Annotated in this window: 16 protein-coding genes and 4 tRNA genes; 16 read left to right on the top strand and 4 right to left on the bottom strand. The window is 73.0% G+C overall.

All coding sequences use genetic code 11. The features are described from left to right. Positions 1 to 317 precede the first annotated feature (317 nt). Entirely contained in the window at positions 318 to 2,186 is a 1,869-nt protein-coding gene (gene lepA / locus GSY69_RS11425; RefSeq protein ID WP_160953973.1) for a translation elongation factor 4, read from the top strand. Between the two features lie 5 nt (positions 2,187 to 2,191). Here the strand turns inward: lepA and GSY69_RS11420 are convergent, their stop codons facing one another. Then, the gene (locus GSY69_RS11420) at positions 2,192 to 2,800 is read right to left on the bottom strand and encodes a polyadenylate binding domain-containing protein (RefSeq protein WP_160953972.1); all 609 of its coding nucleotides are present in this window, start codon (positions 2,798 to 2,800) and stop codon (positions 2,192 to 2,194) included. A gap of 92 nt (positions 2,801 to 2,892) precedes the next feature. On the opposite strand from GSY69_RS11420, the gene hemW reads away from it, so the two are divergent. Next, positions 2,893 to 4,116 carry a radical SAM family heme chaperone HemW gene (gene hemW / locus GSY69_RS11415; RefSeq protein ID WP_160953971.1) on the top strand — a complete coding sequence of 408 codons (1,224 nt, stop codon included), beginning with the start codon at positions 2,893 to 2,895 and terminating at the stop codon, positions 4,114 to 4,116. 6 nt (positions 4,117 to 4,122) lie between these two features. Here hemW and GSY69_RS11410 read toward each other — a convergent pair whose 3' ends face one another. Further along, positions 4,123 to 5,043, bottom strand: coding sequence for a DUF4870 domain-containing protein (locus GSY69_RS11410; protein WP_160953970.1), 921 nt, complete (start codon positions 5,041 to 5,043; stop codon positions 4,123 to 4,125). Positions 5,044 to 5,330: 287 nt separating this feature from the next. Further along, the gene (locus GSY69_RS11405) at positions 5,331 to 6,212 is read right to left on the bottom strand and encodes a DUF3097 family protein (RefSeq protein ID WP_160953969.1); all 882 of its coding nucleotides are present in this window, start codon (positions 6,210 to 6,212) and stop codon (positions 5,331 to 5,333) included. 323 nt (positions 6,213 to 6,535) lie between these two features. Between GSY69_RS11405 and hrcA the strand changes: the two genes are divergently transcribed. The 9 genes from hrcA to GSY69_RS11360 all read left to right on the top strand — a co-directional run bounded on the left by hrcA (position 6,536) and on the right by GSY69_RS11360 (position 15,869). Further along, positions 6,536 to 7,546 (top strand): heat-inducible transcriptional repressor HrcA, encoded by a 1,011-nt coding sequence (gene hrcA / locus GSY69_RS11400; RefSeq protein WP_160953968.1) that lies wholly within the window; start codon positions 6,536 to 6,538, stop codon positions 7,544 to 7,546. 104 nt (positions 7,547 to 7,650) lie between these two features. Next, positions 7,651 to 8,781, top strand: a complete 1,131-nt coding sequence (gene dnaJ, locus GSY69_RS11395) for a molecular chaperone DnaJ (protein WP_160953967.1) — start codon at positions 7,651 to 7,653, stop codon at positions 8,779 to 8,781. Continuing rightward, the gene (locus tag GSY69_RS11390) at positions 8,778 to 9,611 is read left to right on the top strand and encodes a 16S rRNA (uracil(1498)-N(3))-methyltransferase (protein WP_160953966.1); all 834 of its coding nucleotides are present in this window, start codon (positions 8,778 to 8,780) and stop codon (positions 9,609 to 9,611) included. The genes dnaJ and GSY69_RS11390 overlap by 4 nt, the downstream gene beginning before the upstream one ends. A gap of 176 nt (positions 9,612 to 9,787) precedes the next feature. After that, complete coding sequence (locus tag GSY69_RS11385) at positions 9,788 to 10,852, top strand: PhoH family protein (RefSeq protein WP_160953965.1); 1,065 nt, start codon at positions 9,788 to 9,790, stop codon at positions 10,850 to 10,852. Further along, positions 10,849 to 11,325, top strand: coding sequence for an rRNA maturation RNase YbeY (gene ybeY / locus GSY69_RS11380; RefSeq protein ID WP_160953964.1), 477 nt, complete (start codon positions 10,849 to 10,851; stop codon positions 11,323 to 11,325). Before GSY69_RS11385 ends, ybeY begins: the two co-directional genes overlap by 4 nt. A 12-nt stretch (positions 11,326 to 11,337) precedes the next feature. Further along, a complete protein-coding gene (locus GSY69_RS11375; protein ID WP_160953963.1) occupies positions 11,338 to 12,633 on the top strand; it encodes a hemolysin family protein in 1,296 nt (431 codons plus the stop codon). Next, positions 12,630 to 13,571 carry a GTPase Era gene (gene era, locus GSY69_RS11370; RefSeq protein WP_160953962.1) on the top strand — a complete coding sequence of 314 codons (942 nt, stop codon included), beginning with the start codon at positions 12,630 to 12,632 and terminating at the stop codon, positions 13,569 to 13,571. Before GSY69_RS11375 ends, era begins: the two co-directional genes overlap by 4 nt. Positions 13,572 to 13,672: 101 nt before the next feature. Continuing rightward, positions 13,673 to 14,680, top strand: a complete 1,008-nt coding sequence (gene zapE / locus GSY69_RS11365) for a cell division protein ZapE (protein WP_160953961.1) — start codon at positions 13,673 to 13,675, stop codon at positions 14,678 to 14,680. Between the two features lie 169 nt (positions 14,681 to 14,849). Further along, a complete protein-coding gene (locus GSY69_RS11360) occupies positions 14,850 to 15,869 on the top strand; it encodes a 1-aminocyclopropane-1-carboxylate deaminase (RefSeq protein WP_160953960.1) in 1,020 nt (339 codons plus the stop codon). A 384-nt stretch (positions 15,870 to 16,253) separates the two neighbouring features. Here GSY69_RS11360 and GSY69_RS14245 read toward each other — a convergent pair whose 3' ends face one another. Next, positions 16,254 to 16,655 (bottom strand): TIGR02611 family protein, encoded by a 402-nt coding sequence (locus tag GSY69_RS14245; protein WP_328698858.1) that lies wholly within the window; start codon positions 16,653 to 16,655, stop codon positions 16,254 to 16,256. 441 nt (positions 16,656 to 17,096) lie between these two features. On the opposite strand from GSY69_RS14245, the gene GSY69_RS11350 reads away from it, so the two are divergent. The 5 genes from GSY69_RS11350 (at position 17,097) to GSY69_RS14985 (ending at position 19,051) form a co-directional block, all read left to right on the top strand. Beyond that, positions 17,097 to 17,169 (top strand) — tRNA-Gly (locus GSY69_RS11350). Positions 17,170 to 17,193: 24 nt separating this feature from the next. Further along, positions 17,194 to 17,264 (top strand) — tRNA-Cys (locus tag GSY69_RS11345). A gap of 22 nt (positions 17,265 to 17,286) precedes the next feature. After that, positions 17,287 to 17,358 (top strand) — tRNA-Val (locus GSY69_RS11340). A 48-nt stretch (positions 17,359 to 17,406) separates the two neighbouring features. Beyond that, positions 17,407 to 17,478, top strand: a tRNA-Val gene (locus GSY69_RS11335). A gap of 196 nt (positions 17,479 to 17,674) precedes the next feature. Next, entirely contained in the window at positions 17,675 to 19,051 is a 1,377-nt protein-coding gene (locus GSY69_RS14985) for a DUF4190 domain-containing protein (protein WP_160953959.1), read from the top strand. The last annotated feature ends 81 nt before the right edge of the window (positions 19,052 to 19,132 follow it).

The raw sequence follows: 19,132 nt of genomic DNA, 5'->3' as shown, positions 1-19,132 counted from the left end.
TCTCCCGCCCCGCTCCCGAGGTGCCCGAGCCGTTCGGGCCGCCCCGCGGGCGGCGGGTGCGCGCCTCGGGGCCGGAATCCGACAGCGAGCGGGCGAGGATGTCGGCGCCGCGGCGCAGGCCCACGCGCACGGCCCGGCGGGCCAGGGAGGAGAAGTCCATGGCGCCAGGCTAGCCGCTGCGCGCCGACGCGTCAGGCGCGCGCCCGGTGGGTCGGCGCGGCCGGAGTCGCCGCGGTCGGGCGAGGGCGCCCGGCAGCGGGCTCGCCGGCATGGGACAATGGACCGTCAGTCCACCGCCGCCGGAAGAGGGATGCCGAATGCCACAGGTCAGCGACGCCATGAAGGATTCGATCGCCGTTGCGGCGACCGCCCCGGAGCTGATCCGCAATTTCTGCATCATCGCCCACATCGACCACGGCAAGTCCACGCTGGCCGACCGGATGCTCCAGATCACCGGCGTCGTGGAGCCGCGGGCCATGCGCGCGCAGTACCTCGACCGGATGGACATCGAGCGCGAGCGCGGCATCACCATCAAGTCCCAGGCCGTGCGCATGCCGTGGGAGGTTGACGGCAGGGCCTACGCGCTCAACATGATCGACACCCCCGGTCACGTCGACTTCACCTACGAGGTCTCCCGCTCGCTGGCCGCCTGCGAGGGCACCCTGCTGCTCGTCGATGCCGCCCAGGGGATCGAGGCGCAGACGCTGGCCAACCTCTACCTGGCGCTCGAGAACGACCTCACGATCATCCCCGTGCTCAACAAGATCGACCTGCCCGCCGCCCAGCCGGAGAAGTACGCCGAGGAGCTGGCGGGCCTCATCGGGTGCGAGCCGGAGGACTGCCTGCGCGTGTCCGGCAAGACAGGCGAGGGAGTCGAGGCGGTGCTCGACCGGATCGTGGCGGAGACCCCGCACCCGGTGGGCGACGCGGACGCACCGGCGCGCGCGATGATCTTCGACTCCGTCTACGACACCTACCGCGGCGTCGTCACCTATGTCCGCGTCGTCGACGGCAAGCTGGCCCCGCGCGAGAAGATCGAGATGCTCTCCACCGGGGCCACCCACGAGCTGCTCGAGATCGGCGTCTCCTCGCCCGAGCCCACCCCCTCGAAGGGCCTGGGCGTGGGCGAGGTGGGCTACCTCATCACGGGCGTCAAGGACGTCCGCCAGTCCCGCGTGGGCGACACCGTGACGAATGCGAAGAAGCCGGCCACCCAGGCGCTGGGCGGCTATCGCGATCCCAAGCCGATGGTCTTCTCCGGGCTCTTCCCCATCGACGGCTCCGACTACCCCGCGCTGCGCGATGCGCTGGACAAGCTCAAGCTCAACGACGCCGCCCTCGTCTACGAGCCGGAGACCTCCGCGGCCCTGGGCTTCGGCTTCCGCTGCGGGTTCCTGGGCCTGCTCCACCTCGAGATCGTCCGCGAGCGCCTCGAGCGCGAGTTCGGCCTCGACCTCATCTCCACCGCGCCCTCGGTGGTCTACCAGGTGACGATGGAGGACCGCTCGGAGTTCGAGGTGACGAACCCCAGCGAGTACCCCGCGGGCAAGATCCGCGAGGTCCGCGAGCCCATCGTGCGCACCACGGTCCTCACCCCCAGCGAGTACGTGGGCGCCGTCATGGAGCTCTGCCAGTCCAAGCGCGGGCAGATGAAGGGCATGGACTACCTGTCCGAGGACCGCGTCGAGCTGCGCTACACGATGCCGCTGGCGGAGATCGTCTTCGACTTCTTCGACCAGCTGAAGTCGAAGACGAAGGGCTATGCGTCCCTGGACTACGAGAACGACGGCGAGCAGGCCGCGGACCTCGTCAAGGTCGACATCCTCCTCCACGGCGACCCGGTGGACGCGTTCTCCGCGATCGTCCACCGCGACAAGGCCTACGCATACGGCGTCATGATGGCCGGCAAGCTCAAGGACCTCATCCCGCGCCAGCAGTTCGAGGTGCCCATCCAGGCCGCGATCGGCTCGCGCATCATCGCCCGCGAGACGATCCGCGCGATGCGCAAGGACGTCCTGTCCAAGTGCTACGGCGGCGACATCAGCCGCAAGCGCAAGCTGCTGGAGAAGCAGAAGGAGGGCAAGAAGCGCATGAAGATGGTGGGCAGCGTGGAGGTGCCCCAGGAGGCCTTCATCGCGGCGCTGTCCTCCGACGATGCCAAGGCCGACAAGAAGGGCGACCGCTAGGCGGCTCAGTGCCCGATGAGGCCCTGCGCCTGCGCCACCTGCATGCGCAGCCCGGCAAGGGCCGCCTGGCTGCCCACTGGCACGCTCGTGGCGAAGTGCATGCCGGGTCCTCGCACGACGAGGTCCACCGACCCCGTGACCCGCTGCTCCTTGGCCAGCAGGAACAGCAGGCTGAAGATCGTGAGGACGAAGAACCCCACGATCGCCAGCACGATCGCCCAGGTGGGCGTCGCCCGGGTGATGGACACCCGCTCGCCGGCGCTCAGCGAGCACTGCGCGCGCGGCGCCGCGCCGGAGGGGGTGATGACCCAGTGCTGCGTGATCGTCACCCCGGGCAGGGAGACGAGGGCGGGCTCGGAACCGGGCGGCCCGGCCTGAGCGGGCTGCGGGGAAGCGTAGGTCTGCGGCCCGGGTACGCCGCCGGGCGTCGAGTAGCCGCCGGGCGCTGAGTAACCACCGGACTGCGGGTAACTACCGGGCGCTGAGTAACCGCCGGACTGCGGGACGCCGCCGGGCCCGGGGGAGGCCTGCTGACCCGGCTGCGGACCCGAGCCGTAGACTTGCGGGCCGGACCCGTACTGCGGTGCGGGCGGACGATCGTAGGGACTGGACATGGCGCCTCCTTGCGGGTGTGATTCGCATCCTATGCGAGGCCCTCGGCCCTCGCCGGTGCCGGAGCCGCCCGCGGCGGTGCGGAGGAGGCAAGATGCCGGCACAGCCGGAGGGCGAGGCGCCCCCGCGCGACGGCGCGCTGCCCGCCGGCGCCACCGCGGACGCCGCCGGCCGCCCGCTGAGCCTCTACGTCCACGTGCCCTACTGCCGCGTGCGCTGCGGCTACTGCGACTTCAACACGTACACCGCCGAGGAGCTCGGGCCGGGCGCCTCGCGTGCGGACTACCGGCCCACCCTCGCCCGCGAGGCGGACCTGGCACTGCGGGTGCTGGGGGCCCACGGTGCGCCTCCGCGGCCGGCCGCCACCGTGTTCTTCGGCGGCGGCACGCCCACGCTGCTGCCCGCCGAGGTGCTGGCCGGGGTGCTGGGGGACCTGCGGGCGCGCTTCGGGCTGGCCCCGGACGCGGAGGTCACGACGGAGGCGAACCCGGACACGCTGACCCCCGAGGGGCTGGAGGTCCTCGCCGCCGCCGGGTTCACCCGCATCTCGATGGGCATGCAGTCGGCCGTCCCGCACGTGCTCGCGACCCTGGACCGGACGCACGACCCCGCGCGCATCCCGCAGGTGGTCCGGTGGGTCAAGGAGGCTGGCATGCAGGTCAGCGTCGACCTCATCTACGGCACGCCCGGGGAGTCGCTCGAGGACTGGCGGCGCAGCCTCGAGGTGGCCTGCGCGGTCGCCCCGGACCACGTCTCCGCATACTCGCTCATCGTGGAGCCGGGCACGCGGCTGGGCGCCCAGGTGCGCCGCGGGCAGCTGCCCATGCCGGACGAGGACGACCTCGCGGACAAGTACGAACTCGCCGACGCGGCATTCCGCGCGGCGGGGCTGCACTGGTACGAGGTGAGCAACTGGGCGACCGGAGCGGACACGCGCTGCCGGCACAACCTCGCGTACTGGGCGGACGCCGACTGGTGGGGCTTCGGGCCCGGGGCGCACTCGCACATCGGCGGGGTGCGGTTCTGGAACGCCAAGCACCCGCTGGCCTGGACGCAGCGCCTGGCCGAGGGGCTCTCGCCGGCGGTGGGTCGCGAAGTGCTCGACCCGCAGACCAGGGAGATCGAGCGCATCATGCTCGCCGCCCGGGTGCGCCGCGGCCTGGCCCTCGACTCCCTGCCCCCCGGAGCCCAGGACCTCGTGGCCGGCTTCGGGGCCGCCGGGCTCCTCGAACCCGACGGCCCCTGGTTCGCGCCGACGCTGCGCGGCCGGCTGCTGGCGGACTACATGGTCCGCGAACTCACCGGGCTCATCGCCTGAGCGGCCTCACTTGACCATGTCGAAGGCCATGGGCGGCTTATAGCCCTGGCCGGCATTGGCCTTCATCGCGCCCATGATCGCGATGACGATCTCGAAGACCCACAGCAGCGGGGTGGTGAGCAGGCCGATGAGGACGTAGATGAGCACCGCGCTGAGGGTCATGGCGATCACCATGACGATCGAGAAGTTCAGGCACTGCCGGGCCTGCTCGCGCACGTAGGGCGAATCGCCCTTCGTGAGGAACATGATGAGCGGCATCACCCACCCGATGAGCAGCGTGCCGAGCCACGTCCACATCGCCAGCTGGCGCTCGTCCTGCGAGGCGTTCCAGAAGCGCTCGGAGCCGTCGCCGTAGGCCTGCGGGGGATAGGGGCCCCGGGGCACCGGCCGGCCGCCGGGCCCGGGCGGCGGGCCCGGGTAGGTGTGCGGCTGGCCGGGATTGCCCGACGGCGGGCCATACCCCTGCGAACCGGGCGGCACCTGCTGCGCGCCGTAGCCCTGCGATGCGGAGGGCTGCGAGGCGCCCTGCGAACCATAGGGCTGCGCGCCGTAGCCCTGGGACCCGTAACCGTGAGACGCATAGCCCTGCGAACCGGGGGGCTGCGAGCCGTAGCCCTGCGGGCCGGAGGCCTGGGGGCCGGCGCCCGGCTGGGGGGCGGCGGAAGCGGGGTAGCCCGAACCGGGGTGCGGTGCGCTCGGGGGGCGGTTGTAGTCCGGGGGCATGGGCCGACCGCTGGGCGCGGTATCCGGTGCCACCTGGGACGCAGGCTGACCGGGCGCGGGCTGGCTGGGCGCCGGCTGCTGGGCCTGGTTCTGCGCGTTGAGCTGGGAGTGGGGCCCGAACTGGGGCACCTGGGAGCCGGTGGTCGGCGGCGGCTGGGAGCCCTGGTACGGCTGGTCCGGCTGCTGATCGTCCTGCTGCGTCATGGTGCCTCATCTCCTCGAGTCCGAGTGGGGTCCTGCCGGGCACGACATTACCGAACGTGGCCGGGCGCGCCAGGGCGCCGCGGTGCAGATCCGCCACATCGGGATCGCGGGACGGCGCAGGCAGGCGGCGCAGGCGGGCGGCGCCACCGGGAGGCGTGGGCTCCCGCCCACTGCGGCAGTGGGCGCGCCGGCGGCAGCGGAGCGCACCCCGAGCCTCGGGGCAGCCCGCCGGTTCCCCCGGAGTCCCGTTGGGTCCCGCCGCGGCGCCGCCCCGGCAGTGCCCGGGCTCAGCCCTGCGGGCCGCCGTCGACCGTGACGAAGTCGATGAGCTCCTCGACCCGGCCGGCCAGCGCCGGCTCGACGTCGGCCATCCGCCTCACGCGGCCGAGGATCGTGGCCCAGGCCCGCGCGGCATCGCGGTGGTCCGCGTGGGGCCAGCCGATGCGCTTGAGCACCCCGAGCTTCCAGTCCTCGCCGCGCGGGACGTCCGGCCAGGCCGCGATGCCCACGACGGCGGGCCTCACGGCCTGCCAGATGTCGATGTAGGGGTGGCCGATGATGTGCACGACGCCGCGGTATTCGCGGCGGGCGAGGATGTCGTGGGCGATGCGCGTCTCCTTCGACCCGGCCACGATGTGATCGGCGAGGACCCCCACCCGGTGGGCCGGGTCCGGCCGGAATTCGGCGAGCTTGTCGCCCAGCAGGTCGAGGCCGCCCAGCGGCTCGACGACGACGCCCTCGATGCGCAGGTCATCGCCCCAGATCCGCTCGACGAGCTCCGCGTCGTGCTTGCCCTCCACCCAGATCCGCGAGCCGATCGCGGTGCGCGCGCGGGCCTCGGGCACCGCGATGGAGCCCGAGGCGGTGCGGCCGGGCGCGCGCGGCCCCGGTGTGGCCGCGCGTTCGGGGCGCGTGAGCTCGACGGGTCGGCCGTCGAGGAGGAAGCCGTGGCCGAGCGGGAACGGGCGCACCCGGCCCGCCCGGTCCTCGAGCCAGACGGAGAAGCCGGCCGAGGTCTTCTCCACCTTCGTCACGGCACCCACGTACCCGCCCTCCACGACCTCGACGACGAGGCCGGGGGCCGCGGGGCGCTTGGGCACGGGCGCGCGGCGCAGCGTGCGCGGTCCGGAGGAGAGGACATCGGAGCCATAGGGATCGCGGAAGACCATGGTCCCACCGTACGCACGGTGCGCCCCGGTGCCCGGCAGCGACGCGGGGTGCGGCAGGCACCGGTGCAGGGTTGCGGCCGGCAGCGACGCGGGGTGCGGCCCAGTCCGGGCAGCGGCGCGCACGGGCACCGGTCGTTGAGCCGGCCCGGGGTCAGGCGTAAGGTTGGCACTCGTTGCCGGTGAGTGCCAGCGAGGGCCGACCGACCCGGGGCCGCGCGAGCAGAACCCCTAAGCGGGGCCCGTCCCCGCGGGGCCGCCCTGCACCCCCGGCGCACATCCGCACATCAGAGACGCGAAGCGAGCACGGCGAGGAGGGCACTGCGATGAGCGACGAGCGCCGGACCCGCGTGCTGCGGGCCATCGTCGAGGACTACGTGGCCACGAACGAGCCGGTCGGCTCGAAGGCCCTCGTGGACAAGCACGAGCTGGGGGTGTCATCGGCGACGATCCGCAACGACATGGCCGCGCTCGAGGCGCAGGGCCTCATCGCCCAGCCGCACACCTCGGCGGGGCGGATCCCCACCCACATGGGCTACCGGGTCTTCGTCGACCGGCTCGACGAGATCAAGCCGCTGACCGCGGCCGAGCGCCGCGCGATCGCTCGGGTGCTGTCCGGTCCCCTCGACGTCGACGAGATGCTCGAGCGCACGGTGCGCCTGCTCTCCGGCCTCACCCACCAGGTGGCGCTCGTCCAGTACCCCACCGCGACGAAGGCCGCGCTGCGCCACATCGAACTCGTCGACCTGGCCCCCGGGCGGGTCCTCGCGGTCCTCATCACCGACTCCGGCCAGGTCGAGCAGCGCCTCGTCGACCTCGGCCAGACGGTGGGCGAGGACGACCTCGCGGGGCTGCGCGACGCCTTCAACCGCGAGCTGCGCGGGGTGCGGGTCACCGCGGTGGCCGCGGCGCTCGCCGCGGTCACGGCGGCTCCCGAGCTGGCCGCGGCCCGCGCGGCGATCGCCCAGGCGATCGCCGAGCTCGCCGCGCTCGTGCGCCAGGAGCGCCTCGTCATGGCGGGGGCGGCTAACCTCGCGCGCGCCGGCCGGGAGCTCGGCGAGCACATCGGCCCGCTGCTCGAGGCGTTCGAGGAGCAGGTCGTCATGCTGCGCCTGCTCGCATCGATGGCCGATGAGCCGGACCGGGTGAGCGTGAGCATCGGCTCCGAGAACGCCCTCGAGTCCTTCGCCACGACCTCCGTCGTCGCCAGCAGCTACGGCGTGGACGGAACAGAAGCCCGCCTCGCGGTGTTGGGCCCCACGAGGATGGACTACCCCACGACCATGTCCGCGGTGCGCGCCGTGGCCCGCTACATCTCCGTCATCCTGGCGGAATAGCCCACAGGCAACCGGCGCGCGGGCCGTCGGCCGGAGGGCCGTGCCCGCCGCCCGGGCCCCGTGGGGCCCGCCGAGCGAATGAGCGAACGAGCAGAAGGAATCACGTGAGCGATCACTATCAGACCCTGGGCGTGTCCAAGGACGCCTCGGCGGAGGAGATCAAGCGCGCCTACCGCAAGATGGCGCGGAAATACCATCCGGACGTCAACCCGGGCCACGGCGACGAGTTCAAGGCCGTGGCCGTGGCCTACGAGGTCCTCTCCGATCCCGCCAAGCGCCGCAACTACGACATGGGCGGCGGCCAGTACGGGCAGGGCTTCGGCGGCGGGGCCGGCGCGGACTTCGGCTTCTCCGACCTGTTCGAGACGTTCTTCGGCGGCGGCGGAGGGGCAGGCGGCCGGCGCAGCACCGGGCCCGCCTCGCGCAAGCGCCGCGGCAAGGACGCGCTCATCGGCATGACGATCGACCTCAAGACCTCCGTGTTCGGCGGCACCGAGGACCTCGACATCACGACCGCGGAGGTGTGCGAGACCTGCGGTGGCGAGGGCACTCGGCCCGGCACCCACCCGGAGACCTGCGGGCTGTGCCACGGCCAGGGCTCCGTCCAGCAGATGACGCGCACCCTGCTCGGGCAGATGGTGACGAACCAGACCTGCACGAACTGCGGCGGCTACGGCACCGTCATCAAGGACCCGTGCAACAGCTGCAGCGGCGAGGGCCGCGTGCGCGCCCGCCGCACCCTCAGCGTCAAGGTGCCCGCCGGTGTCAAGGACGGCACGCGCATCCTGCTCGCCGGCAAGGGCGAGGTGGGCCCCGGCGGCGGCCCGGCCGGCGACCTGCACCTCGAGGTCACCGTCAAGGAGGACCCCGTGTTCCGCCGCGACGGCGACGACCTGCGCGCCACGCTCACCCTGCCCATGACGGCCGCCGCGCTCGGCACCACGATGACGCTCGACACGTTCGACGGCCAGCAGAGCCTCGAGATCCCCGCCGGCACCCAGTCCGGCTCCGTCGAGCGGCTGCCCGGCCTGGGCGCGACCCGCCTGCGCCACGGTTCGCGCGGCGACCTCCTCGTCACGATCGCGGTCTCGACCCCCGCCAAGCTCGACGACCGCCAGCGCGAGCTGCTCGAGCAGCTCGCCGAGGCGCGCGGGGAGCAGTCGCCCGAGCCGGTGCTCGGCGAGCCCAGCGCCAAGAGCCGCTTCTCCCGCTTCAAGGAGAGGTTCGGGCGGTGAGCCTCCCCGTCTTCCGGGCCGCCCGCGAGGAGATCGCGGCGGCCCGGCCGGGCGGGAGCGCCGACTTCGGGCCCGAGGTCGCCGGCCACGCGGTGCGGGTGCGCCGGATGCGCGCCGGCGAGCGCCTCGAGCTCGTCGACGGTGTCGGCACGCGGGTGCGCGGCGCCCTCGCCCGCGCCGAGCCCGAGGCGATCACGGTCGACGTCGAGGCGGTTGAGCACGAGCCCGCGCAGGAGCCGGCACTCGTGCTCGTCCAGGCGCTCGCGAAGGGCGACCGGGACCTCGCGGCGATCGAGGCCGCCACCGAGGTGGGCATCGACGCCGTCATCCCGTGGGCCGCGCAGCGCTCGATCGCGGACTGGCCGACCAAGAAGGCGCAGCGCATGGCCCGCCAGTGGGACAACCTGCTCACGGCGGCCTCCCTGCAGGCCCGGCGCAGCCGCTTCCCGCAGCTCCTGCCCCTTGTGCGCGGCACGGCCGCCGCCGGTGCCGTGCGGCCCGGCGATCGCGCCATCGTGCTCCACGAGGCCGCCGTGGAGCCCTTCGCCCACGCGCTCGCCCGCCCCGTCGCCGACGGGGACGGCGCAGCGCCCGGAGCCGCGGCGGCCTCGACCGCGCATCCTGGGCGCATCCTCGTGTTCGTGGGACCGGAGGGCGGGATCGCCGAGGCGGAGCTCGCCGCGCTGCAGGCGGCCGGGGCGCGGCCCGCCGTGCTCGGCCCCACGGTGCTGCGCGCCTCGACGGCAGGCCCCGTCGCCGCCGCACTCGCCCAGCAGCTGCTGGGCCGCTGGGACCTCGGGGCCGGCCCCGCGCCCGCCGGCGCCCGGTAGACTGGCGCCAGCCCGCCCGTGCGGCGGGCACCCACGTTCGCCCCGCCGCGCGGGGCAGGAGAGGACACGCCCTGCTCAACCCCGACAGCCAGGCCGACGCCCCGGGCACCGCCGCCCCGGTCCGCGAGGAAGCAGCCGCCGCCGGCGCGCCCGCGGACGGCGGGCAGGAGGCGCGCGTGCGCATCGCGCTCCCCGAGGACCTCGACCTCACGGGCCTCTACGGGCCCGCCGACGTCAACCTGCGCACCCTCGAGGAGCTTGCACCCGGCACGCGCATCCACGTGCGCCAGCGCGACATCGCCGTGAGCGGCCCGCGCGCCGAGGTGGACGCGCTCGTCGAGACGCTCGGCCAGCTGCGCGCGATGGCCGTGGGCGGGGCCCGGATCGACCCGGAGACCGTGCGCCGCATCCACCGGATGGACGCGCGCGGGGCCCGGCCGGCCGATGTGCTGGGGGCGAACATCCTCTCCCACCGCGGCACCTCGATCCGGCCCAAGACCTTCGGCCAGCACGAATACGTCCGCGCCATCCGCGAGCACACGATCACCTTCGGGCTGGGGCCCGCGGGCACGGGCAAGACCTACCTCGCGATGGCGATGGCGGTGAGCGCGCTGCAGCGCCGCGAGGTCTCGCGCATCATCCTCACCCGCCCCGCGGTGGAGGCAGGCGAGCGGCTGGGCTTCCTGCCCGGCACGCTGGGGGAGAAGATCGACCCCTACGTGCGGCCCCTCTACGACGCGCTCCACGACATGATCGAGCCGGAGAAGATCAAGCTGCTGCTGGACTCCGGGGTCATCGAGGTCGCGCCGCTGGCGTACATGCGCGGGCGCACGCTCAACGACGCGTTCATCATCCTCGACGAGGCGCAGAACACGACGGCCGAGCAGATGAAGATGTTCCTCACCCGGCTGGGCTTCGGCTCGCGCATGGTCGTGACCGGCGACACGAGTCAGGTGGACCTGCCCGGCGGCACACGCAGCGGGCTCATGGTCGTCCAGTCCATCCTCGCCGGCGTGGAGGATATCGCGTTCGAGGAGCTCACGAGCAAGGACGTCGTGCGCCACAGCCTCGTCACGGCCATCGTCGACGCCTACGACCTCTACGGCGCCCGCGCGCAGCGGCCCGCCGGCGGTGCGGACCGCGGCCCCGAGGGCCACCGTGGCCACCGCGGCCAGGGCCGGCGCGGTGCGGCCCGCGGCGCGGACAGCCGCGGGGGCGACGGCCAGGGCGGGCGCGCGTGAGCATCGAGATCGGCAACGAGACCGCCGCCCCGCTCGACCTCGAGGAGGTCCGGGAGCTTGCGGCCCACGTGCTCGCCCAGATGCGCATCCACCCGCTGGCGGAGGTCGCGATCCGCTTCGTCGACGAGCCCACCATGAGCGAGCTGCACGTCCAGTGGATGGACCTCGAGGGCCCCACCGACGTCATGTCGTTTCCCATGGACGAGCTGCGCCCCGACGGCGAGGAGGGCATGCTCGGCGACATCGTCGTGTGCCCCGCGGTCGCCGCGGCCCAGGCCAAGGCCGCGGGCCACTCGACGATGGATGAGGTGCTGCTGCTCGTCGCGCACGGCCTGCTGCACCTCATGGGCTACGACCACGCCGAGCCCGAGGAGCGCGCGGAGATGTTCGACCTCCAGCGCCACCTCCTGCTGACCTGGTTCGCCGAGCGCGAGCCGGGCCGCACCTCGGTGCCCGAGCCCACCGAGGACTGAGCGGACAGCGCCATGGAGCTCTTCGGTTTCCTCATCGCCGCACTGGCCTGCCTCGTGCTCGCCGCCGTGCTCGCGGCCGCCGACGCCGCCGCCTTCGTCGTCTCCCACCACGAGGTCTCCGAGGCCGCCGAGGAGGGCCGGCGCGGCGCCGCCGCCGCGCAGGGAGTGCTCGCGGACCTGCCCACCCACATCAACGTCATCGCGTTCGTCCGGCAGCTCTTCGAGGCGCTGGCCACCGTGTGCGTCGTCATCGGATTCTCCACCGTCTGGCCGCTGGGCTGGCAGCTCATCGTCGTGAGCGTGCTCGTCTCCGCGATCGCGGTGTTCACGATCGCGGGCATCTCGCCGCGCACGATCGGCCGTCGCCGCCCGCTGGCCGTCATGCTCCTGCTCGCGCCGCTCGTGGCGCTGCTGCGCCGAGCACTCGGCCCGGTCGCCCGCGTGCTCGTGTGGCTGGGCAACATGCTCACCCCGGCCCGGGTGTACCGCGATGGCCCGCTCGTGACCGAGGAGCAGCTGCGCGACCTCGTCGAGCGCGCCTCGGCGGGCAACATCATCGAGGACGAGGAGCGGGACATGATCGAGAGCGTCTTCAAGCTCTCGGACACCCGCGTCAACCGCGTCATGGTTCCCCGCACGGACCTCGTCGCCGTCCACGCCGGCACGAGCCTGCACAAGGCCGCGAACCTCTTCTTCCGCTCCGGGTTCTCCCGCGTGCCGCTCATCGACGGCGACCTCGACGAGGTGACCGGCGTGGTCTACCTCAAGGACGTCGCCCGCCGGCTCCACCAGCACCCGGAGGCCGCGGACGACCCCGTGGACGAGATCGCCCGGGGCGTGGTCTTCGTGCCGGACACGAAGCCCGTCGACGAGCTGCTGCGCCAGATGCAGCTGGAGAGCACGCACGTGGCCGTCGTCGTCGACGAGTACGGCGGCACGGCGGGCATCATCACGATCGAGGACATCGTCGAGGAGATCGTCGGCGAGATCGACGACGAATACGACACGGCCGAACCGGAGATCGCGGAGCTCGACGGCGGGGTCTACCGCGTCGACGCGCGCATGCAGATCGAGGACCTCGCCGACTTCTTCGACGTCCGCATCGAGGCCGACGACGTCTCGACGGTCGGCGGCCTGCTCACGACTCTCATCGGCCGCGTGCCGATCGCGGGCTCGCGGGCCGAGATCGAGGGCCTCGAACTCGTCGCGGAGCCCGGCCGCGGGCGCCGCCACAGGATCGAGCACGTCGATGTCGCCCGGCTCGAGGCGCCCACTGACCCGCCCGCAGAACAAGGAGACCCCACATGAGCCAGCCGCACTTTCCCGAGGTCCCCGGCGACTTCCGCGCGGGCTTCGCCTGCTTCGTCGGCCGGCCGAACACGGGCAAGTCCACGCTGACGAACGCGCTGGTGGGGCAGAAGATCGCCATCACCTCGGCGAAGCCGCAGACCACCCGGCACACGATCCGCGGGATCGTCCACCGCCCGGACCACCAGCTCATCCTCGTCGACACCCCCGGGCTGCACCGGCCGCGCACGCTGCTGGGCGCCCGGCTCAACGACCTGGTGGCGGCCACCCTGGCGGAGGTCGACGTCATCGGCTTCTGCCTGCCGGCCAACGAGAGGATCGGGCCGGGCGACCGCTACATCGCCGAGCAGCTGGCCGACATCGCCGGGCGCACGCCGGTCATCGCGCTCGTGACGAAGGCCGACACCGTCGACCGCGAGCGCCTCGCCCAGGCGCTGCTCGCGGTGGGACAGCTGGGCGATTTCGCGGACATCGTGCCGGTCTCCGCGCCCGACGACTACAACGTGGCCACCGTCGACGAGGTGCTCGCCTCCCACCTGCCGCTCAGCTCGCCGCTCTACCCGGACGGCGACATCACCGATGAGCCCGAGGAGGTCCTCGTCGCCGAGCTCGTGCGCGAGGCCGCGCTCGAGGGCGTGCGCGACGAGCTGCCCCACTCCCTGGCCGTGCAGGTCGAGGAGATGGCCCCGCGCGAGGACCGGCCCGCCGAACGGCCACTGTGGGACGTCCACGTGAACCTCTACGTCGAGCGCGACAGCCAGAAGGCCATCATCATCGGCAAGAAGGGAGCGCGCCTCAAGGAGATCGGCTCGCAGGCCCGCCGCGGGATCGAGGCGATCCTCGGCACCCCTGTCTACCTCGATCTGCACGTCAAGGTGGCCAAGGACTGGCAGCGCGATCCCAAGCAGCTCGGCCGGCTCGGATTCGACTTCTCCTGACCCGCGCCTCGGCGGGCGCTGGCGCACGACGGCCGATCCGCGCCCCGGCGGGCGCGGGACGGCGCGCGCAGTGAGCCTGGCCTTGGGTAGAGTGGGCGCCCGTGAGCGAAACCGTGCATCTGACTGACCGCAATCCCCGCGTGAGCCCCGACGAGCTCGTCGACGACCTCGTCCCGCCGCCCCACTTCTCCACCGTCTCGTTCGACTCCTATCGCCCCGATCCCGCGCAGCCCACCCAGGCGCAGGCGTGCGATGCGCTGGCCGCGTTCGCCGAGCAGCCCGCCAAGCGCGGCTTCCTCTCCAAGCTCATGGGCAAGGAGGACCGGTCGAAGGGCATCTACCTGGACGGCGGCTACGGCGTGGGCAAGACCCACCTCCTGGCCTCCGCGTGGCACCGGGCGGAGAAGCCGGCGGCGTTCGGCACGTTCGTCGAGTACACGAACCTCATCGGCGCCCTCGGCTTCCCGCGGGCCCGCGACGTCCTCACCCAGATGAAGCTCGTGTGCATCGACGAGTTCGAGCTCGACGACCCGGGCGACACCGTCATGATGTCGCGCCTCATGCGCGAGCTCACCGACGCCGGCGTGCGGATCGTCGCGACCTCGAACACCCTGCCCGGCGCACTGGGGGAGGGGCGGTTCGCCGCGCAGGACTTCCTGCGCGAGATCCAGGCGCTGTCCGACCAGTTCGACGTCCTCCACATCGACGGCGACGACTACCGCCACCGCGACCTCGACACCCCGCCGGAGCCCGTGTCCCGCGAGGAACTCGACCGCCTGGAGTCCGAGGCGCAGGGCGTCGTGGCCCGGGACGACTTCGCCGGCCTGCTCGACCACCTCCAGAGCGTCCACCCGTCGAAGTACCGCCGGATGATGGACGATGTCTCCGAGGTGCTCTGGGACTACGTCGTGACGATCGACCACGAGGGCGTGGCACTGCGCTTCGTCGCGCTCGTCGACCGGCTCTACGACCGCGGCGCCGCCATGCACAACTCGGGGGTGCGCACGGACGCGATCTTCACCGACGAGATGCTCCACGGCGGCTACCGGAAGAAGTACATGCGCTGCCTCTCGCGGCTGACGGCGATGGCCAGCGGCGCGGAGCGCTGAGCGCCGCGGCGCCGAGCGCGGCGCGCTCAGCGCAGCGGGCCGGAGGCCGAGCACCGCACGATCGCCGCGGCGGTGCTGAGACGCGGTTGACACGGGGCCCTGCCGCGGCTGTGATGGAGGCCACCCTCCCGCACGCAGACGCCGCGGAGGCACACGAGAGGACACCGCCGTGTCGATCCGCGACTTCGAGCGCTACCCGCTGACCTTCGGACCCAGCCCCGTCCACGAGCTGCGCCGGCTGTCCGCGCACCTGGGCGGGCCGCGCATCTTCGCCAAGCGCGAGGATGTCAGCTCCGGCCTGGCCTACGGCGGCAACAAGACCCGCAAGCTCGAGTACATCGTCCCCGACATCCTGGCCTCCGGTGCGGACACGCTCGTGTCGATCGGCGGCTACCAGTCCAACCACACCCGCCAGGTCGCGGCGGTCGCGGCCCACCTGGGGCTGAGCGCCCGCCTCGTGCAGGAGCGGTGGGTGGACTGGGACGATCCGGTCAACGACAAGGTCGGCAACATCGAGCTCTCCCGCATCATGGGCGCCGACGTCCGGCTCGACGACCACGGCTTCGACATCGGCATCCGCTCGAGCTGGGAGGAGGCGCTGGCCGAGGTCGAGGAGGCCGGCGGCAAGCCCTATCCCATCCCCGCCGGTGCCTCCGAGCACCCCCTGGGCGGCCTCGGGTTCGCGAACTGGGCCTACGAGGTCGCCGAGCAGGAGGAGGCCACCGGTGCCTTCTTCGACACGATCGTCGTGTGCACCGTCACCGGCTCCACCCACGCGGGCATGATCGCGGGCTTCGCCGCCCTCGAGGACGCCGGCGGCCGACCGCGCCGCATCATCGGCATCGATGCCTCCGCCACGCTGGACAAGACGATCGCGCAGGTCACGCGCATCGCCAACCACACGGCCGAGCTCATCGGACTCGGCCGCGCGCTGCGCGACGACGAGATCACCGTGCTGCCCGGCTGGGAGGGCCCCGCCTACGGGATCCCCGACGAGCGCACGGTCGCGGCGATCCGCGACTGCGCCCGCCTCGAGGGCGTCATCACCGACCCGGTCTACGAGGGCAAGTCGATGGCGGGGCTCATGGACCTCGTGACCCGCGGCGACATTCCCGCCGATGCCACCGTGCTCTACGCGCACCTGGGCGGCCAGCCCGCGCTCAACGCCTACGCAGGCATCTTCGACTGATTTCGGCGCCCGCGGTTCGTGCGGGCTGCGGAGCGAGGTGCTCGTGGGGTTCGGCGCGGCTGGGGGCGACGTGCCCCGCCGCACGGGCTGGATACGGGCCGGGCTTGCCGACTGCGCTCTCAGCCGATGGGCGGGGGAGGCGTGCGTGTCCCCTGGATCCGTGGGCGGATCCGTCGGCGCGGCGCCGAGGCACCGAGTCCGCGGGCCCACGGTCCGTGTGCGAGCGCCAGAAGCACGCGGGCGATGGGCAAGACCCCAGGGCTTGGCGCTGGGGTGAGGGTCGGGGCAGCAGGAGGGACTCGGTGCACTTGGAGGGGCAGCGCAGTTGGAGCGCCAGCGCAGTTGGAGGGGCAGGGCAGCAGGAGGGTCAGCGCAGCAGGAGGGTCAGGGCAGCAGGAGGAGCTGCCGTGCCCACCCGGGCGTCCAGCCGGGCACTCCCGTCAGGTGCAGGCTCAGCCACACCGCCCCGCACACGCACGCACACGTCGCAAGTCCCAGCAGCGCCCCGATCGACCAGTGCGAGCGGCGCACCCACCGGCTCCACGCCTCGAGCCTGAGGCGGCCCCAGTGCAGGAGCCGCGAGGCGAAGTGGAATTCGCTGGCGATGATCGCCACCCCGCAGAACACGATGAGCCAGCCGGGACCGGGCAGGGGCACGAGCACGAGGCCCAGCAGCACGACCGCAGTGCCGAGGCCGCCCACGAGCGTGCGGTAGACCGCCGAGGTGTGGGGGTTGCGGTGCACGAGGCGCCGCCAGCGCAGGAAGCCCAGCCGCGTGCGGCGCACGGAGCGCCTGCGGTGGGCGTGGGGACGCACCCGCCGCGCGGGCTCGGCAGAACGCTGCCCGGTGCCGGCCGCAGGGTGCTGCGCGCTGGACTCCGCGGACCGCCCCCTGGCAGGCTCCGCGGCGGTGTCCGCGTCCGACCCCGGGGCGGGCATGGGCGCCGGGCGCGCTGCGGCGGGGGAGGGTGCTGTGGCGGATGCGGGGGGCACCGGGCCAGCCGGGCGCGGTGCGGAGCCCTCGGCCCGGGCGCCGAGGCGCCGGGTCCGGTGCGAAGCGGGCGAGCGCGGCATGGCCCAAGTATAGGAAGCGCGCCTGCCCGCGGGCTGACCGCGGGCGTGCCGGCGGTACGCGCGGCTGTGAGCAGGGTCACCGCGGCTCCGATTTGGCGCAGCCGGGGTGAGCGTATAGAGTTAGTTCCCGTTGCACGGGGAACCGGGCAGCGTGCGGATGTGGCTCAGTTGGTAGAGCATCACCTTGCCAAGGTGAGGGTCGCGGGTTCGAGTCCCGTCATCCGCTCGGAGACAGGCAAGGCCGTCTTACGGTGGAGTGGCCGAGAGGCGAGGCAGCGGCCTGCAAAGCCGTATACGAGGGTTCGAATCCCTTCTCCACCTCGACCGGGTAGCACCGGATCGAGCGCGATTGGCGCAGCGGTAGCGCGCTTCCTTCACACGGAAGAGGTCACTGGTTCGATCCCAGTATCGCGCACGCAGCCTCCGGGCTCGCAGCACAACCGAATAGCTCGCATAGAAATATGCGCGATTGGCGCAGCGGTAGCGCGCTTCCCTGACACGGAAGAGGTCACTGGTTCGATCCCAGTATCGCGCACAGCAGGCGGCGGCGCCGGGTTCGATCCCGGCGCCGCCGCCTTTTGCGCGTGGCCGTCCTTCGCGGTCTGCCGCACGATCCGGTTGAACGAGTCGGTGCGCCGATTCGCGGTGTTTCTGCCGCCGTTTCGGGGCGTGGGGAGCCGGGAGCCTAGTACGGTTGCAGGACAGGTTTTCCCGCGACGATAGGCGAGAGCATGTCCACCCCCCACGATCCGAACGATCTGAACCGGCCCGACGGCTCCCAGGGAGCCTCCGACGGCCAGGCCAGCCCCGGCTCCCAGCCGAACTTCGATCCGCCGCGCGATCCGTACGCCCAGGGATCGTACGGCGGTTCCCAGGGCGCCTACGGCGGTGGCGCCTACGGCGCCTCCGGCGGCGAGCGCGGGGGACAGGGCATGGAGGGCCCCGGGTCCGCCGGGGGCACCTCGGGCTACTCCGGCGGTGAGGGCTACCCCGGCTCGCAGCCGGGTGCGCAGGCCGGGCAGGGCGCGGGCGAGTCGAACCGCTACGCCGCGGGCAACGATCCGCTGGGCTCGCAGGGCGCCGGGCCCTACGGGGACGACCCGTACGCTCCCGCCGCGGGTGGCGACCGGTCCGCCCAGGGCGATCCCTCCGCGCAGGACGGGCAGTACGCCCAGGGTGACAACCCCTATGCCCAGGGCGACTCGTACGCCCAGGCGGGCCAGTACGCGCAGCAGGGGCAGTACGCCCATGACGGCCAGTACGCGCAGTCCGATCCCTACGCCGGCTCCGCCACCGATCAGGCCGACCCGTATGCGGCCGGCTACGCGGGCGGGCCGGGAGCCGGACCCAGCGGCACGGACAAGAACTGGATGGGCCTGACCGCGCTCATCACCGGCATCGCCGGCTTCTTCACGAGCGGGCTGGGCAGCATCGCCGCCATCATCTTCGGCTTCATGGGCCTGAGTGCGGCGAAGAAGGGCCAGGCGAACAACCGCGGTATGTCGCTCACGGGCGTCATCCTGGGCTTCGTCTTCATCGCCCTGTGGATCATCGCGTGGATCCTCATCATCGTCCTCGTCATCGCCGCGGGCTCGCAGGCCGGCTCCTCGGCCATCCCCAACGACCAGCCGCAGTCGTCCTCGACGGCGGGCGCCAGCCCGGGCTCGGGCAGCACCGCCGGCGGCAGCGGCTCCGGGTCCTCCGACGGCGCCGCGGGCGGTTCGACGCTCACCCTCGCAGACGGCTTGACGATGACCTCGTCGGTGCGCACCGCGACCGTGTCGCAGAGCGCCTCGCCGGCCAATGTGCGGGGCAAGTCGATGGCCGTCGTGACGATGAGGCTGAAGAACGCCTCGTCGTCGTCCATCACACCGGCCTCCCCGATCGCGAACGCCACCGTCAACGGGGCGAGCGCGCCACAGGTGTTCGACCGCAGCCTCGACGAGACGCTGGGCTTCAGCGAGGCGATCCCGGCGCACTCGACCAAGACGATCAAGGTGGGGTTCGCACCGGTCACGGCCGCCCAGCTCAACGACCTCAAGGTCACCCTGAAGTTCGCGGGCACGTCCGGCGACGCCAAGGGCGACTTCACCCTCTCGGCGCACTGACCCGCATGCCTGCCCGGCCGCGGGCCGGCGCCCGGCACGTACGCCGGGCCGGCGCCGCCGCGGGGCCGGCCGCCGCGCCCG

Source organism: Brevibacterium rongguiense (assembly GCF_009857845.1).
GTDB classification, from domain to species: domain Bacteria; phylum Actinomycetota; class Actinomycetes; order Actinomycetales; family Brevibacteriaceae; genus Brevibacterium; species Brevibacterium rongguiense.
The sequence above is the reverse complement of the archived record's forward strand: the minus strand, read 5'-3'. Positions and strand labels throughout refer to the sequence as shown.

Bases quoted from the DNA above. Each gene is read 5' to 3' on its own strand.
- lepA (WP_160953973.1), top strand. From the start codon at position 318: ATGCCACAGGTCAGCGACGCCATGAAGGATTCGATCGCCGTTGCGGCG.
- GSY69_RS11420 (WP_160953972.1), bottom strand. From the start codon at position 2,800: ATGTCCAGTCCCTACGATCGTCCGCCCGCACCGCAGTACGGGTCCGGC.
- hemW (WP_160953971.1), top strand. From the start codon at position 2,893: ATGCCGGCACAGCCGGAGGGCGAGGCGCCCCCGCGCGACGGCGCGCTG.
- GSY69_RS11410 (WP_160953970.1), bottom strand. From the start codon at position 5,043: ATGACGCAGCAGGACGATCAGCAGCCGGACCAGCCGTACCAGGGCTCC.
- GSY69_RS11405 (WP_160953969.1), bottom strand. From the start codon at position 6,212: ATGGTCTTCCGCGATCCCTATGGCTCCGATGTCCTCTCCTCCGGACCG.
- hrcA (WP_160953968.1), top strand. From the start codon at position 6,536: ATGAGCGACGAGCGCCGGACCCGCGTGCTGCGGGCCATCGTCGAGGAC.
- GSY69_RS11375 (WP_160953963.1), top strand. From the start codon at position 11,338: ATGGAGCTCTTCGGTTTCCTCATCGCCGCACTGGCCTGCCTCGTGCTC.
- era (WP_160953962.1), top strand. From the start codon at position 12,630: ATGAGCCAGCCGCACTTTCCCGAGGTCCCCGGCGACTTCCGCGCGGGC.
- GSY69_RS14985 (WP_160953959.1), top strand. From the start codon at position 17,675: ATGTCCACCCCCCACGATCCGAACGATCTGAACCGGCCCGACGGCTCC.